This window comes from Mesorhizobium sp. B2-2-3, assembly GCF_006442405.1.
GTDB lineage: Bacteria > Pseudomonadota > Alphaproteobacteria > Rhizobiales > Rhizobiaceae > Mesorhizobium.
The window spans coordinates 22,042-37,487 of record NZ_VFWC01000010.1 but is presented as its reverse complement, the minus strand read 5'-3'; the positions used below and the strand labels follow the sequence as shown (position 1 = coordinate 37,487).

At 63.2% G+C, this 15,446-nt stretch carries 13 protein-coding genes; 7 read left to right on the top strand and 6 right to left on the bottom strand.

What is annotated here, in order from left to right; genetic code table 11:
• Nucleotides 1–6 precede the first annotated feature (6 nt).
• On the bottom strand, nt 7–1,212 hold the full coding sequence (gene carA / locus FJ951_RS19290) for a glutamine-hydrolyzing carbamoyl-phosphate synthase small subunit (RefSeq protein WP_140516753.1): 1,206 nt from the start codon (nt 1,210–1,212) through the stop codon (nt 7–9).
• A 278-nt stretch (nt 1,213–1,490) separates the two neighbouring features.
• On the opposite strand from carA, the gene FJ951_RS19285 reads away from it, so the two are divergent.
• Entirely contained in the window at nt 1,491–1,940 is a 450-nt protein-coding gene (locus FJ951_RS19285; protein WP_140516751.1) for a GatB/YqeY domain-containing protein, read from the top strand.
• Between the two features lie 28 nt (nt 1,941–1,968).
• Here FJ951_RS19285 and FJ951_RS19280 read toward each other — a convergent pair whose 3' ends face one another.
• Nucleotides 1,969–2,895: a LysR family transcriptional regulator gene (locus FJ951_RS19280; RefSeq protein WP_140495921.1), complete on the bottom strand. Its 927-nt coding sequence runs from the start codon at nt 2,893–2,895 to the stop codon at nt 1,969–1,971.
• A gap of 102 nt (nt 2,896–2,997) precedes the next feature.
• Between FJ951_RS19280 and pcaD the strand changes: the two genes are divergently transcribed.
• The gene (pcaD, locus tag FJ951_RS19275) at nt 2,998–3,789 is read left to right on the top strand and encodes a 3-oxoadipate enol-lactonase (RefSeq protein ID WP_140516749.1); all 792 of its coding nucleotides are present in this window, start codon (nt 2,998–3,000) and stop codon (nt 3,787–3,789) included.
• Between the two features lie 46 nt (nt 3,790–3,835).
• On the opposite strand, the gene FJ951_RS19270 is transcribed toward pcaD, so the two are convergent.
• On the bottom strand, nt 3,836–4,825 hold the full coding sequence (locus FJ951_RS19270; RefSeq protein ID WP_140516982.1) for a hypothetical protein: 990 nt from the start codon (nt 4,823–4,825) through the stop codon (nt 3,836–3,838).
• Between the two features lie 290 nt (nt 4,826–5,115).
• On the opposite strand from FJ951_RS19270, the gene FJ951_RS19265 reads away from it, so the two are divergent.
• Nucleotides 5,116–5,820, top strand: a complete 705-nt coding sequence (locus FJ951_RS19265) for a DNA helicase (RefSeq protein WP_140516747.1) — start codon at nt 5,116–5,118, stop codon at nt 5,818–5,820.
• A 51-nt stretch (nt 5,821–5,871) separates the two neighbouring features.
• Nucleotides 5,872–6,429, top strand: coding sequence for a GNAT family N-acetyltransferase (locus tag FJ951_RS19260; protein WP_140495917.1), 558 nt, complete (start codon nt 5,872–5,874; stop codon nt 6,427–6,429).
• Between the two features lie 114 nt (nt 6,430–6,543).
• Here FJ951_RS19260 and FJ951_RS19255 read toward each other — a convergent pair whose 3' ends face one another.
• The 3 genes from FJ951_RS19255 to FJ951_RS19245 form a co-directional block, all read right to left on the bottom strand.
• Entirely contained in the window at nt 6,544–7,728 is a 1,185-nt protein-coding gene (locus tag FJ951_RS19255) for an MFS transporter (RefSeq protein ID WP_140516745.1), read from the bottom strand.
• A 122-nt stretch (nt 7,729–7,850) separates the two neighbouring features.
• Nucleotides 7,851–8,060: a DUF2061 domain-containing protein gene (locus FJ951_RS19250; RefSeq protein WP_140495915.1), complete on the bottom strand. Its 210-nt coding sequence runs from the start codon at nt 8,058–8,060 to the stop codon at nt 7,851–7,853.
• Between the two features lie 219 nt (nt 8,061–8,279).
• A complete protein-coding gene (locus FJ951_RS19245) occupies nt 8,280–9,941 on the bottom strand; it encodes a Na/Pi cotransporter family protein (RefSeq protein ID WP_140516743.1) in 1,662 nt (553 codons plus the stop codon).
• 390 nt (nt 9,942–10,331) lie between these two features.
• Here FJ951_RS19245 and FJ951_RS19240 point away from each other — a divergent pair, with 390 nt between their 5' ends.
• The 3 genes from FJ951_RS19240 (at nt 10,332) to rpoD (ending at nt 15,352) form a co-directional block, all read left to right on the top strand.
• Nucleotides 10,332–10,727 carry an RcnB family protein gene (locus tag FJ951_RS19240; protein WP_140495913.1) on the top strand — a complete coding sequence of 132 codons (396 nt, stop codon included), beginning with the start codon at nt 10,332–10,334 and terminating at the stop codon, nt 10,725–10,727.
• Nucleotides 10,728–10,868: 141 nt separating this feature from the next.
• Nucleotides 10,869–12,803, top strand: a complete 1,935-nt coding sequence (gene dnaG, locus FJ951_RS19235; protein WP_140516741.1) for a DNA primase — start codon at nt 10,869–10,871, stop codon at nt 12,801–12,803.
• A gap of 524 nt (nt 12,804–13,327) precedes the next feature.
• Nucleotides 13,328–15,352, top strand: a complete 2,025-nt coding sequence (gene rpoD / locus FJ951_RS19230) for an RNA polymerase sigma factor RpoD (protein ID WP_140495911.1) — start codon at nt 13,328–13,330, stop codon at nt 15,350–15,352.
• The last annotated feature ends 94 nt before the right edge of the window (nt 15,353–15,446 follow it).

Below are 15,446 nucleotides of genomic sequence, written 5' to 3'. Positions count from 1 at the left end.
TCGGAACTAAGCCCGTTCGGCCAGCAGTTCCTCGCCGCGCTTTTCGCGGATCAGGTTGACGAAGCGGCGGAACAGATAATGCGAATCCTGCGGGCCGGGCGAGGCCTCGGGGTGGTGCTGGACCGAGAATACCGGCCGGCCTGTCAGCGCGATGCCGCAATTCGAGCCGTCGAACAGCGAGACATGGGTTTCCTCGACGCCTGACGGCAGCGAGTCGGCGTCGACGGCAAAGCCGTGGTTCATCGAGACGATCTCGACCTTGCCTGTAGTGTGGTCCTTGACCGGATGGTTGGCGCCGTGATGGCCCTGATGCATCTTGGCGGTCTTGCCGCCCAGCGCCAGCGCCAGCATCTGGTGGCCGAGGCAGATGCCGAACACCGGAATCTCGGTCCTGAGCAGGTCCTGGATGACCGGCACGGCGTAGGCGCCGGTGGCTTCAGGGTCGCCGGGGCCGTTGGACAGGAAGATGCCGTCCGGCTGCATGGCGAGGATTTCCTCGGCGCCGGTCTTGGCCGGAACCACGGTCACCTTGGCACCAAGCCCCGCAAGCAGGCGCAGGATGTTGCGCTTGACGCCATAGTCGATGGCGACGACATGCATGGAGGGCTCGTCCTGTTCGCCAAAGCCCTCGTCCCACACCCAAGGCGTCTCGCGCCACACCGAGGACTGGCCTGACGTGACCTCCTTGGCGAGGTCGAGGCCGATCAGGCCGGACCACGCGGCGGCGCGGCGTTTCAGGTCGTCGAGATCGAAGACGCCGTCGGTCGCATGCGCGATAACGGCGTTGGGCATGCCCTTTTCGCGGATCAACGCGGTCAACGCGCGGGTGTCGATGCCCGAGAGGGCGACGATGCCGCGCTTCTTCAGCCATTGATCGAGATGGCCGGCAGCGCGGTAGTTGGAGGGATTGGTGACATCGGCCTTGAACACGGCGCCGACGGCACCGGCGCGAGCAGCCGGATTGAGGTCCTCGACGTCTTCGCCGTTGGTGCCGATATTGCCGACATGCGGGAAGGTGAAGGTGACGATCTGGCCGGCATAGGACGGATCGGTGAGGATCTCCTGATAGCCGGTAAGCGCGGTGTTGAAGCAGACCTCGGCGACCGCCGAACCCGTTGCGCCGAGACCGCGACCCTCAATGACGGTGCCGTCGGCCAGCACCAGCAGGGCGGTCGGCTTTTGCGTGGCCCAGGCGGGCGTCATCTCGGCCATGGCGGCACTCCTATCAGGCCGCGCGCTTCAAACTGGCCCGGCGGACCATTTGCGCGGCAAACGGCGCGGAGCGGCGAATTCGCGGCCTCCACGCACTCAAGCTTCAGTTCATGCAAGGCCCAGTACATAGGGGAAGGGGGCAGGTCGGTCAATGATGATGGGAAATGCTGCTGCGATTTATTTCATTGAGCAATATCATAGGCTTGCCTCGACATATCAGGGTTTGCGTTGGTCTGCAGCCGGCGCTATTGTCCGCGCCGACCGAAGGAGAGAGCACGATGCGCGCAAAAATCGCCGAATCCCTGAAGAGCGCGATGAAGGCGCAGGACAAGCAGCGGCTGCCGACATTGCGGCTGATCCAGGCCGCCATCCACGATCGCGATATCGCCAATCGCGGTGCCGGCAAGGAACCGGCCAGCGACGAGGAGATCCTGCAGATCCTGGCCAAGATGGTGAAGCAGCGCGAAGAATCGGCCAAGGCCTTCGAAGACGGCAAGCGTCCGGAACTGGCCGCGCAGGAGCGCGGCGAGATGGAGATCATCCGCGATTTCCTGCCGACGCAGCTCGACGATGCCGCCATCACCGCCGCGGCGCGCGAGGCGATCGCGGCGACCGGTGCCGCCAGCCAGAAAGACATGGGCAAGGTGATCGCGGCGCTTAAGCAGAAATATGCCGGCCAGATGGATTTCGGCAAGGCAAGCGGCATCGTCAAGGGACTGCTGCAGTAGCCGGCGCGACCGTCGGTGCTTGCCTGCCCTATGGAACAACCTTCTGGGGCTCCAACGCGTGGCGCAATGCCGGCGCCTCCTGCTGGATATGATCCCACAAACGGTTGGCGACCGGCCCGTGGGGACGGTCGCGGCGGCGCGCCACCACCAGTTCGTCGGTGCGGCCCGGCATATGAGGGCCGGCGATGGACCGCAGGCGTCCATCACGCAGCTCCTCATCGATCAGGAAGCGTGGCAGGTGGCCCCAGCCGAGGCCCTGCAGGATGATCTCCTTCTTCATGCCCTGGTCGGCGACCAGGCATTGCGGCGCGCCTTCGACCATGAAGTAATCTTGTTGCGGTGAATGGCGGGCAGTGTCGCGCATCACGCATTGGGTGAGCGCCTGCATCTGGTCGGGTGTGATCGGCGGCTCGATGCGCTCCGGCAGAAAGCCCGGTGCCACCACGGGAATGAACGGCACCTTGCACAAGTCGATCCATTCCACCCGCGCATCGCCCTTGTCGATCCAGTGCAGGACCAGATCGGCCTCGTCGTCGAAAAGACGCTCCCAAGGGCCGCCGACGGCCTCGAAGTGCAGGTGCAGACGCGTGCCGGGACATTGCGCGAAGAACCGCCCGAGCAGGCCCAGCACCTGCGGTCGTGGGCAGAGGTCGCCGATCACCACATGGATTTCGCTTTCTTCGCCCATCGAGAGCTGGGCGGCATGCACGCGCAGGCCTTCCAGTTCGCGCAGCAGCGATTGCGCCCGGCGGTGGAACGACAGCCCGGCCTCGGTCGGGCGCACGCGATAGCCGCTGCGGTCCAGGAGAACGAGGTCGAGCTGCCGTTCCAGCTTGGCGACAGCGGCGAATACAGCCGGGTGTGAACGATGCAACAGGGCCGCCGCCGGCTGAAAGCCGCCGGTGCGGATCACGGCGTCGAAGCACTGCAGGTCGTGCAAGGTGAAGTCAGCCATGTCAGCTTTGATTACAGAGATTGTCCTGACTTTGTAATATCAACAAAACAACGACATGGCTACGCTCTGTCTCATTCAACCCTTCCAGAAGGATCTTTCATCATGAATGAGCTGAATTTCGTAACTGTTGGCGATGGCACGCGCATCGCCTACCGCTTCGACGGCGATGCGGCAAACCCGGTGCTGATGCTGTCGAACTCCATCGGCACCACGCTGCATATGTGGGATGGACAGGTCGGCGAGCTGTCCAGGCATTTCCATCTTCTGCGCTATGATTTTCGCGGCCATGGCGGATCGAGCGTGCCGGCCGGCGCCTATTCGCTCGATCGGCTCGGCGGCGACGTGATCGAGCTGCTCGACGCGCTCGGCCTTGGCCGCGTGCATTTCCTCGGCCTGTCGCTGGGCGGCTTCGTCGGGCAATGGCTCGGCATCCACGCGCCGGAGCGGATCGACCGGCTGATCCTGAGCAACACCTCATCGCATCTCGGACCGGCAAGCTATTTCGACGAGCGCATTGCCGCCGTCCGGCAGGCGCCCGACATGGCCGAAACCGCCGAAACGTTCCTCAACAATTGGTTCCCGGCAAAAATGGTGGCGGCCAACGAGCCCGTCATCGAGGAATTTCGCGCCATGCTGCTCGCCATCGACCGGCAAGGCCTGGCGGGCCTCTTTGCGGCGGTGCGCGACGCCGACCTTCGCCGCACCGTGGCGCTGATCTCGCGGCCGACGCTGGTGATCGCCGGCGAGCACGACACGGTGACGGCGGCCAGCCACAGCGAACTGATCGCCGCGGCGGTGCCCGGCGCGAAACTGGTCGTCCTGCCGGCGGTTCACCTGTCGAATGTCGAATATCCATCCGGTTTCATGCAGGCGGTGTTCGATTTTCTGCGCTGAGGGATGCGATCCCGTAGACCCCGCATCCCCGGAGCCGGGACGGACCTCACGGCTCCTTGCAGATCGGCACCGGCTGCGGCGGCGGTGCCGGGTGGTCCTTCCTGTATTGGGCAATGATCGGCTCGAGCGTCTTTCGCGGCCAGAATTTCGGCGTGCCGATTTCCTTCAGGCAGGATGCGTTCCAATAGGGGCCAGCGTCCGACAGCGAACGGCCCGCCGCCACGATTTGCGCAACGGCGGCGATGTCGCGCGATTCAGGGTAGATGTAGAGCGTAGTCGGATTGTCCTTCACCATCGGGATGATCTGCTGCGCATCCGCCGCCGACCAACTGGTGCAGCCATTGCTGCGGCCGCCGGCATAATCCACCAGTTTGCCGAACGGCACGTAGCCGTCATGGTCGGCATGCGAGCTGGCCGGGTCTTTGCGAAGACACATTCCCTTCAGCACTTCCGCCGGATGCCCGCCGATCACGCGCTGCCTGGCGTTCGCGGCCTCGCCCTCGCCATCGAACTGCACGAAGGTACGCATGAAAGCCACGTCCTGCTTCGCTGCGGTGCGATAATAGCCCTTGAACGAGGTTTTCGCCTCGCCGGTCATATAGGCGCCGCCGGCGGTCAGTGACGAATCCAGCGCATTGCCGAAGTTCTTCGCGCAGCGCTTGCCATTGGCGAAATCTGCGACGCCCTTCAGATTCCGGCCGCTGCCGTGGCCCGCCGAAACGGCGCGAAACGCCTGGCTGGCCTCGCAGATGATGTAATAACGGTGACCCAGTTTGTTGTTGCCCAGATCGCTAGGGCGCGTCGCATCCATGGCGAAGTAGCAGGGATTGTTAACGGCTCCTGCGCCGACTTTCTTCAGGTAAAGCGCTCGGGCCCGCTCCAGGACCACAGCTGAGATCTGGCCATCACCTTCGCCGACATGGGCCTGCAGCCAGGCCGGAATGGCCGAGGGCGCGGCAAAGGACCGTGCCGTCAAAGCGACGACAACGAGGAAGAGGCTGGCGACGACACCCAGCGGGATAGATCTCAACCGCACCAGACCCGTTCTCCTGTCGAAGCGTTTGTGTTTTGGCGGTGAATCACCCCCGGCACGATCATAAATCGGCTTATGCCGGCCGGCGAAACACATCTTGTTCAGCATTCCCGGCACGTATGCGCGTTTTCGACCCGTCAGCATTGGGGTATTGTCTGATTCCGGCGCGCCCACGCCTCCTCCCTCCGTCGGGAAAGCATCATTCATGCGGGGCAATCCGATCATCGAACCGACTGTTCGAGCACCAGGCATAAGGAGGGGTTGCGAAGACTGCTCGCACCAGGAGGTTTGCGATGATTGCGCCCATTTACCATCTGAAGCGTCAAGCCAGGCTGTTGTCCCGCAAGGAGAAGATTCCGCTCCATCAGGCGCTTGACCGTGTTGCAGCCCGCGAAGGTTTTGCGAGTTGGAGTCTGCTTGCGGCCAAGGCAGCCGAGACGACGGCCGCCGGCAGGCTGTTCTCGCGGCTGATGCCCGGCGACCTGGTTCTGGTCGGTGCGCGACCAGGCCACGGCAAGACGCTGATGAGCCTCGAGCTCGCGGTCGAAGCCATGAAGCGTGGCCATCGCAGCGTGTTCTTCTCGTTGGAATACACACATCGCGATGTGCTGGACCGGTTTCGCGCCATCGGGGCGGACCCCGCCCAGTTCGACCGATTGTTCGCGTTCGACACTTCCGATGGCATCAGCGCCGACTACATCGTCGAGGTGTTGGGATCGGCGGCGCGCGGGACGCTCGCCGTCATCGACTATCTGCAACTGCTCGACCAGAAACGGGACAATCCGGAGCTGATGGATCAGGTCCGCACGCTGAAAGCTTTTGCGCGTGACACGGGCGTGATCCTGGTCTTCATCTCGCAGATCGACCGCTCCTACGATCCGTCGACGAAGCCGCTTCCCGATCTGAATGACGTTCGGCTGCCGAACCCGTTGGATCTGTCGCTGTTCAGCAAGGCATGTTTCCTCAACAGGGGCGCGATCCGGTTCCAGCCCGCTTGAGCGTTCCAGTGGCCATCGCTATGCCTGCTTGCTTGCAAGGAAGCATGGATCATGATCGAAATCATCAAGCCCGGGCTCAAGCATCTGGCGTCCTACAAGGCTGCGCTCGAGCGCGGCTGGTCGCCCGACAATGTACGGCTCATGGAGGCAGCTCGCGAGCAGCTTGCCGCAATCGAGGAGGATCCGGCGGCGTTCCTGGCCAGCCTCGATGATCCCGAGGCCAAGGGGCCGCCGATCACCTTGCCTGACGGCAGACAGGTCCCGCGCCTGCCGGGCTTCAGGCGCTGGATGTGGGACGGCGAGACGTCAGGCTCGATCGGCCTGCGCTGGCAGAAGGGCACGTCGGCGCTGCCGCCGCACGTGCTTGGCCATATCGGCTACGCCGTGGTGCCGTGGAAACAGCGACGCGGCTACGCGACGGAAGCGCTGCGGCTTATGCTGGATGAGGCGAGGGCGGTCGGCCTGGCTCATGTCGACATCACCGCAAAACCTGGCAATCCGGCCTCGCACAAAGTGATCCTGGCCAACGGCGGCAGACTGGTCGAACGTTTCCTCGAAGATGCCGCCTATGGCGGAGCGGAGAGCCTGCGGTTCCGCATCGATCTGTAATGCGTTGGAGCTGCGCAGCCGCTGGGCGAGACATGACTGTTCATCGCGTCGTGCTTGCGCCGGTGGACGCCCGGATCAGGCATGATCGGTGGTGGATGTCCTGACGCGGATAATCTACTCAGCCGCTGCCGTCAGCGGTGGCGTGGCGTTGCTGCGCCACTCCCAGATGTGCGAGGCGAGCGCCACCGCGACGGCGACGAGCATCGCCACAGCGCCAAGCAGCGGCAGGCTGCGATAACCGTAACCGCCATTGAGCATGGCAGCACCGAGCGATGCCGCGAGCGCTATACCGACATTGAAGCCGGATGGGATCAGCGAGGAGGCCAGGTTCGAGGCATCCGCAGTCCAGGACAGGATGCGGGTCTGGATCGGCGTACCGACGGCGAAGTTGAGGCCGCCCCAGATGACGATCGCCACGATCATCGGCACGGGATAGGGGCTGACGGCATAGATCACCGCAAGCGTCACCGCCTGCAGGGCCAGCATGGTGATCAGCGAGGGCATCAGCTTCCAGTCGGCTAGCCTGCCGCCGAGGAAGACGCCAAGCGTGGCGCCGACGCCATTGAGCAAGAGCACCCAGGGCACCAGGTTCTCGTCGAGGCCGGTGATCTCAAGCAATGTCGGGGTGATGTAGGTGAACAGGCCGAACTGGCCGATCATCAGCATCAGCATCAGGATCAGCGAGGTCCAGACCTGCTGGCGGGCAAGCACGCGGACCTCGCGGGCGAGGCCGGCGGGTTTGGCCTGATAGCCTGCGGTGCGCGGCAAAAGGGCTGCCATGGCAAGCGTGGCCGCCACGCCCAATGCGCACATAACCCAGAAGGTCGCGCGCCAGCCCCAGATGTTGCCGATGGCAGTGCCCGCTGGCACGCCGATCACGTTGGAGACAGTGAGGCCCGACAGGATGACGGCCACCGCCATGCCGCGCTGGTCCCCGCGCACCAGCCCGACCGCAACCACCATGGCGACGCCGAAATAAGCGCCATGCGCGACTGCGACGGCAATGCGCAGAAGCAGCATCGAGGTGAAGTCGGGCGCCAGCGCGCAGGCCGCCTGACCGATGGTGAAGGCGACCGCGAGGCCGAGCAGCAAGGTTTTGCGCGGCAAGGACTTGGTGGCAAGTGCCAGAAGCGGACCGCCGATGGCAATGCCGCAGGCATAGCCGGAGACGAGATAGCCCGATGTCGGAACCGAAACGCCAAGCCCTTGCGCCACCTGCGGCAGCACGCCGGCGATGACGAATTCGGTGGTGCCGAAAGCGAAGGCAGCGATGAACAGGGCGATGAGCGGAAGCGACATGGCGGGAATTAAATCCTCGAATGCAGGCCTCAAACCACGGATGCGCGCTGCCGGCAATCCAGAAATTTTTGTCGCCGCTTTAGCTTTTCTTGATCTCCGGGTTCAAAATCTTGACCCCGGGTTCAGAACGGGGTCTTGCGTCCATAAGGAACCTTCAGCCATGCCCGCTCATGAAAATAATAGAGCAGCGACTTGGTGAAGACTTCTGTCACGCCGATGGCGGCCGCCAGCTTGACGCTTCCGGTCACCACCAGCGAGATGATCATCGTATCGATGGTGCCGGTCACGCGCCACGAAAGCGCCTTGGCGAAACTGCGCGAATGGGTGTCCATCGATCTCCTCCGAAAGCTTTGGCTGATATGCCTAGCCCGAGCGATGGAAACGCGGCAATGGCAATTTTGCCGCCGAAGGACCGACGCCATGCAATTCTGCCGCAATACAATTTTTTCGGCAGAGTGCGGCGCTCTTCCTTCTGCCCTTGTTTGTTGGGAGGTGGCGTCGCAAAGCGAGGTGGGGATGAGGTGTCTCAAAGAAGGGAGAGATGTCGTTGATCAGCTCGCCTTCAACCTGGATCCGCCGAGGAGGCCGCGTTCTTCCAGCACGGGATAGGCCATCGATGCCAGCAGCGAGTTGATCTGTTTGAGATCGCGGATGGTGTCGAGGTGGATCGAACTGGTCTCGACGCTTTTGGCAGTGCCTTCGCGCAGCCGCAGGAAATGGCTGGCGCTGGTCTCTTTTTCGGCGTCGCGCAGCCGTTCCTTCTCCAGCACCAATTGGCGAGCCGTCTCGGCATCGCGCGACACCAGCACGTTGAAGGCAAGCCGCGCATTGGCGAGCACCGAAGCGTGGAAGGCGCACAGCTCGCTCCAACCCTCGTCGGTGAATTCCAGTCCACGGTCGAACTTCTTCTTCACATGTACCAGCATGTTGCGCACGATGATGTCGCCGACCTGCTCCAGCTTGACGCAGGCGCCGATCAGTTCCTGGCAGCGCAACGCCTCGTCCTCGGTCAGCGGGTTCTTGGTGACCTTGGCGAGGTAGAGCTTGATCGCCGCGTGCTTGCGGTCGACGCGGTCGTCAAGGGCGGCCAGCGCCTTGATCTTGCCAGCATCGGCGCTCTCGTAGAGCTCGATGATGCGCTTGAGCATGATCTCGACCGTCTCGCAGACCCGCACCACCTCGCGGGTGGCATTGGCCAGCGCCTGGCTCGGCACGTCGAGCGCGCTTTCGTTGAGCGCCGAGAGTTCGACGACGTCGAGCGTGGCGGCTGGCGCCTTGGTGCCGAGCGCCACGATCTTCTCCGAGGCGCGGTAGACGAGACCCGCCAGCGGCAGGCCGGCGAGCAGGATCAGCACATTGAACAGGATGTGGGCATTGACGATCTGGTCCGCTGCCGTCGCGCCAAGGAACGCGAAATGCGGCCTGAAGATCATGACCAGGATCAGCATGACCAGCGAGCCAAGCCCGCGCATCAAGAGGTTGCCGATCGGCACGACGCGCACTTCGGGGCCGGAGGAGCGGGTCAGCATGGGCGCGATGATCGACGAACCGAGATTGACGCCCAGGATGAGGACGACGCCGAGTTCGGGCGTGATCAGGCCGCGGCCCGCCAGCGTCGCCATCAACAGGACCGCGGCGATGCTCGATTGGAACAGCCAGGTGATCAGCGCCGCCAGCAGATAGGCGGTGATGGAATCGCCGGAGAAGTAATTGATGATGACCGGCATCAACTGGCTGTTGCGCAGCGGCTCGGATGCCTGACCGATCATTTCCAGCGACAGGATCAAAAGGCCGATGCCGACCAGGATGCGACCGGTCTGGCGCCAGTCGCGCCGCTCGGTGGCCATGAACATGACCGTGCCGGTGATCAGGCAAAGCGGCACCAGCAGCGTGAGATCGAAGGTGAGCAGCTTGACCACGAGAGCCGAACCGATCTCGGCTCCGCGCACGGCCAGTTGCCCGGCCGCGCCCGAGACGATGCCGGAGCCCGCGAAGGAGCCGACCAGCAGCGTGACGGCGGTGGAGCTCTGCAGCGCTATAGCGAGGCCGGTGCCGGCCAGCACCGCCATGACAGGATTGCGCATGGTGGCGCGCAGCTTGTGGCGCAGCACGTCGCCATAGGCGCGCTCGACGCCGGTCTTTACCATGCGCGTGGCAAACAGCATCAGCGCCACGGCGCCGGCCAGATGCAGGAGAACCACGGAGCCGCTCATTGCGGCGCACCGATACGGACAAGGCCGGCGACACGGGCAGCGCGGCGGTCGGGAGAAAGAGGAGGGGTGCGAATCATGATCATGACGTTGGCCGATAATAGCTCGAATATTTTAGCCGGATAATAAAAATTTGTCGATTTCAAGGGCTGCCGGCGCGCGACGGGGCGTGTCGGAGAATGGACGGATGCCGAAATGGTTGCATGAGCCTCGCCGCCTTGACGCGGCGGATCGGCCGGTGTTGCCGCCCGCCCTTCGCCCGGAATTTGCGAAGATGTTCAACCAATCGATCTAAAGCTTCGGATTTATTACGGAATTGTAATGCTCATGTTCAGTTTCGGTTCATTCTTCGACGGCTATTTCTGCGGCATCGACAACCAAGGAGATTCCTTCATGAAACGCATCGTTCTTTCCGGTCTTGCTTTCTCGATGCTGGCCGCCACGTCCCTGACGGGCCAGGCCGCGCCGCTCAATGCGCCGGTCGCGCCGCAGTCGAACTATACCAATGTCGACTGGCAGAAGCCCACCAACCGGGATGTCAGGAAGCGCGTCATCCAGAAGCGGGTCATCCAGAAGCGCATCATTCAAAAGAAGGTCGTCGTGAAGCGGAACAACTGGCGCAATGGCCAGAAATATTCCGGCTGGCGGCAGCATCAGCCGGTCCGCGATTATGGGCGCTACGGCCTGCATCGTCCGGGCCGTGGCCAGGAATGGATCCGCGTCGGCAATGACTATGTGCTGGTCGGCGCCCTCTCCGGCATCATCTTTGGCGCCATCGCCGCGCAGTAAAGTCCCGATAGTGCCAGACTGGAGGAAGGGCGGCCCGCAACGGCCGCCTTTCCTTTTGCCCTGTGGAAACCGGGCATCGTCAGCATTAGGGGTCGCCGGACTTCGCGGGCATGATTATATGGGGGATAAACGAGTTCCCCGATGCGCTTTCCGCCCGCCTTCCTCGACGAGATACGCGACCGCGTGCCGATTTCGCAGGTCATCGGCCAGCGCGTCGCCTGGGATCGCAAGAAGACCAATGCGTCACGCGGCGATTATTGGGCCTGCTGCCCGTTTCATGGCGAGAAGAGCCCATCCTTCCATTGCGAGGACAAGAAGGGCCGCTACCATTGTTTCGGCTGCTCGGTCTCGGGCGATCACTTCAAGTTCCTGACCGAACTTGACGGACTGAGCTTTCCCGAGGCGGTCGAGAAGATCGCAGACATGGCCGGCGTGCCGATGCCGGTTCGCGACGTGCAGGAGGAGCGGCGCGAGAAGGAACGCGCCAGCCTTACCGACGTCATGGAAATGGCGACTGCCTTTTTCCAGGAGCGGCTACAGGGCGCGGAAGGCGCCAAGGCCCGTGCGTATCTGCGCGACCGCGGACTGACGCCCGCGACGCAGCATGCTTTCCGGCTGGGCTATGCGCCCGACAGCCGCAATGCGCTGAAGGAGCATCTGGCCGCAAAGGGCGTGCCGAAGGCTGATATCGAGGCCTGTGGGCTGGTGCGCCATGGCGACGACATTCCGGTCTCCTATGACTGGTTCCGCGACCGCATCATGTTCCCGATTCCGGATTCGCGTGGCAAGATCATCGCTTTCGGTGGGCGAGCGCTGGCGCCGGATGCGCTCGCCAAATACATGAACTCGCCCGATACCGAGCTCTTCCACAAGGGCAACGTGCTCTACAATTTCGCCCGCGCGCGAAAAGCGCTGGCCAAGGGCGGCACGGTCATCGCCGTCGAAGGCTATATGGATGTCATCGCATTGGCGCAGGCCGGCTTCGAGAATGTCGTCGCGCCACTCGGCACGGCGCTTACCGAAAACCAGCTCGAACTGTTGTGGCGTATGGCCGCCGAGCCGGTGCTGTGCTTCGACGGCGACAAGGCCGGGCTGAAGGCCGCATGGCGGGCCGCCGACATGGTGCTGCCCGTAGTCCAGGCCGGGCGCACGGCGCGTTTCGCGCTGCTGCCGGAAGGCAAGGATCCCGACGACCTGGTCAAGGCGGAGGGGCCGGATGCCTTCCGCGCCGTGCTGGCGGAAGCGCGTCCTCTTGCCGATCTGTTATGGATGCGCGAGACGGCGGGCGGCGTCTTCGACACGCCGGAGCGGCGGGCCGAACTGGAGAAGCGGCTGCGCGAACTGACCAGCCGCATCCGTGATGAAAGCCTGCGATATCACTACCAGCAGGAGATGCGCGAGCGCGTGCTTAGCTTCTTCGGTTCTCAGCGCGGAACGCGGCAAGGTCGTCCGGACTGGAAACCGGGGCAGGGCAAGGCGCCCGCTCCCGGCGGACAATTCGCTAAAGCCGGCGGTGGTCGCATCGCCATCACGGAAAGCCTCGGCCAGTCGGCACTGGTCAAGCGCGGCAACGAAGGCATGTCGGTGCGCGAAGCGACGATCATCGTCGCACTGGTCAACCACCCGGCGCTGATCGACCAGAATTTCGCCCATGTCGAGTTCCTTGATCTCGCCAACCCCGAGCTGAGGCGGCTGCACGGTGCCATCCTCGACGCGATGGCACATGACATGGCCAATGACCGCCACGCCGTGGTGGCGACGATCGAGCGCGCCGGCTGCGCCGAGATCTGGGAGCGTGCCGTCGGCCTGATCAGGCGGGCGCGGCAGTGGCCGGCGCTGGAGACGGCAGCGCTCGAGGATGCCCGCGACGCTCTGAACCAGGCGCTGCACTTGCAGCGCAGCGCGCGCACCTTACATAAGGAGCTGAAACAGGCGGAAGCGGCGATGGATGCGGATCCTTCGGACGAGAATTTCCGCCATCTGATCGAAATTCAAGCGCAATTTCGGGATGTACAAGCGACGGAAGCGCTGATCGAAGGCTTCGGTGTTTCGTCGGGCAGGGTTGGTCGGGCCTGAAGCATGGTTCCGAAAAGCGGGACCCGGTTTTCGGGAACGATCCTACTCCAGTAGTAGAAGAAAAGCGGAGCTCATTTCGGCCCGAGGGTTGGGACGGGCTCATGCCAGCAAGTGCAGGAAAGACGGCGTTGTCATGGATCTTCTAGAGCCGGACCGCGCTAAGTCGGGTAATTGATTCGCTTTTTTCATGCGAATCATGCGAGAGGCGCTTGACCTTCCGGCAGAATGGCGGAATCAGGACGATTCGAAACGTTAACCCGCACCCGCGTCGACGGGAAAAGCAGCGATGTGAGGTCTTGGTCACTGGACAGGCAGCCAGCCTGCCACAGATATCAGGGTTAATCTGGACTTAATGCATGTCGCCCAAAAATGGAAACCGGTTTTGGGCGACGACAGGGCACCAACAAAGAGATGATGCAGTTATTGGCCCGGTGAAGCGCGTTGCAAAAGCGAGCCCAGCCGATTTGACCGGTCCGACAGCTTGCGCGGCCTCGATGTCGGGCCGCTAGGAGAAGATAAAGACTATGGCGACAAAGGAAAAGGAAGAGGTCGAGACCGAACGCGAAGGCGCCACCGATGGCCCTCTGCTCGACCTTTCCGATGATGCTGTCAAGAAGATGATCAAGGCCGCCAAGAAGCGCGGCTATGTCACCATGGACGAGCTGAATTCGGTGCTGCCCTCCGAGGAAGTGACCTCCGAGCAGATCGAGGACACGATGGCGATGCTGTCCGACATGGGTATCAACGTCGTCGAGGACGACGAGCAGGGCGAAGAGGCCGAGGCCGGCGACACCGCGGCGGATGCCGAGGAAGACGCCAACGAACTGGCCGAGCAGACCGGCACCGCCGTCGCCGCCACAACCACGAAGAAAGAGCCGACCGACCGCACCGACGATCCGGTCCGCATGTACCTGCGCGAAATGGGTTCGGTCGAGTTGTTGTCGCGCGAGGGCGAAATCGCCATCGCCAAGCGCATCGAGGCCGGCCGCGAGACGATGATCGCGGGCCTGTGCGAAAGCCCGCTGACCTTCCAGGCCATCATCATCTGGCGCGACGAGCTCAACGAATCCAAGATCCTGCTGCGCGAGATCATCGACCTCGAAGCCACCTATGCCGGCCCCGAGGCCAAGCAGGCGCCAGTGGTGGAGCGCGTCGAGGAAGCGCCCAAGGTCGAGGAAAAGCCGCGCCGCGGACGCGACGATGAAGACGACATCACCAATGTCGGCGCTGACACGCGCGGCATCGGGGATGACGACGAGGAGGACGAGGACGAGGCCAGCCTGTCGCTGGCGGCAATGGAAGCCGAGCTGCGCCCGCAGGTCATGGAAACGCTCGACGTCATCGCCGACACCTACAAGAAGCTGCGCAAGCTGCAGGATCAGCAGGTCGAGAACCGGCTGGCCGCGGCCGGCACGCTGTCGCCCAGTCAGGACCGCCGCTTGAAGGAGCTGAAGGATCAGCTCATCAAGGCGGTGAAGTCGCTGTCGCTCAACACGGCGCGCATCGAGGCGCTCGTCGAGCAGCTCTACGACATCAACAAGCGCCTGGTGCAGAACGAGGGCAAGCTTCTGCGTCTCGCCGAAAGCTATGGCGTGCGCCGCGAGGAGTTCCTGAAGGAATATCAGGGCTCCGAGCTCGACCCGAACTGGACGCGCTCAATTGCCAATCTGACCTCGCGCGGCTGGAAGGAGTTCACCAAGAACGAGAAGGACGCGATCAGGGACCTGCGCGCCGAGATCCAGAATCTGGCCACGGAAACGGCCATCTCGATCCTGGAATTCCGCAAGATCGTCAACCAGGTGCAGAAGGGCGAGCGCGAAGCGGCTATCGCCAAGAAGGAAATGGTCGAGGCCAATCTGCGCCTCGTCATCTCCATCGCCAAGAAATACACCAATCGCGGCCTGCAGTTCCTCGACCTGATCCAGGAAGGCAATATCGGCCTGATGAAGGCCGTCGACAAATTCGAGTATCGCCGCGGCTACAAGTTCTCGACCTACGCGACATGGTGGATCAGGCAGGCGATCACGCGTTCGATCGCCGACCAGGCGCGCACCATCCGCATTCCGGTGCATATGATCGAGACGATCAACAAGATCGTGCGCACCTCGCGCCAGATGCTGCACGAGATCGGCCGCGAGCCGACGCCGGAGGAACTGGCCGAGAAGCTCGCAATGCCGCTCGAAAAAGTGCGCAAGGTGCTGAAGATCGCCAAGGAGCCGATCTCGCTCGAAACCCCGGTTGGCGACGAGGAGGATTCGCATCTGGGCGACTTCATCGAGGACAAGATGGCGATCCTGCCGATCGACGCGGCGATCCAGGCCAATCTGCGCGAGACCACCACGCGCGTTCTGGCCTCGCTGACGCCGCGCGAGGAGCGCGTGCTGCGCATGCGCTTCGGCATCGGCATGAACACCGACCATACGCTCGAGGAAGTCGGCCAGCAGTTCTCGGTCACCCGCGAGCGTATCCGCCAGATCGAAGCCAAGGCGTTGCGCAAGCTCAAGCACCCGAGCCGCTCGCGCAAGCTGAGAAGCTTCCTGGATAGCTGAGGCCTACCGATTGCGAAGAGATCAAGGGCGCCCATCGTGGCGCCCTTTTTCTTTGGCGCTCGCCATTGCGGCACGCGCCCTTAGGGAGGATAAT